Source organism: Pseudomonas avellanae BPIC 631, assembly GCF_000444135.1.
In the GTDB taxonomy this organism is placed as follows: domain Bacteria; phylum Pseudomonadota; class Gammaproteobacteria; order Pseudomonadales; family Pseudomonadaceae; genus Aquipseudomonas; species Aquipseudomonas avellanae.
This window is the reverse complement of record NZ_ATDK01000163.1, coordinates 1-437: the sequence shown is the minus strand read 5'-3', so window position 1 is coordinate 437 and position 437 is coordinate 1. Positions and strand designations below refer to the sequence as shown.

Annotated in this window: 1 pseudogene; it reads right to left on the bottom strand. The window is 47.4% G+C overall.

The window, feature by feature from the left end:
• Window positions 1-63: 63 nt before the first annotated feature.
• Window positions 64-336, bottom strand: a pseudogene (locus tag DW49_RS0107580) (alpha-xenorhabdolysin family binary toxin subunit B); the annotation flags it as partial.
• Window positions 337-437 lie beyond the last annotated feature (101 nt).

The window sequence follows — 437 nt, the reverse complement described above, 5'->3', positions numbered from 1 at the left end:
TGCAAGCTAAGCTATTGATAAGATTTGAATTTTCCGTTAGTTGGTGGCTGATTTTTTCGAAAACAGTACATTAGCCTGGCTGGCCAGAGAGGCAATGCGTGTGTCCAGAAGAATACTGATCTCTTGACTGAACTCTGCAATGGCAGCGCCACTTTTTGCCTCGTCAGGCTCGCCCCTTAGCTTTGCAATAGCGTCAACAAACGGCAGCATCTCATCGTCATTGAAAAAATGCGGAACGAGCGTCAGCGCATCCAGTGCTTCCTTATCGACATTGCCTACTTCGTTTACCAGGCTGCGCAGTGTTTCCTTCATCACGGGTAAATAAATGTCACCTAGTGTGCCGTCTCAAAATTAACTTCTCTCATGCCTGCGTGCTCATTGCCGCGCGGGCTCGCTGTATTTTGTTCAAAATATCTTCTCCCTTAGCGTTCCAAACG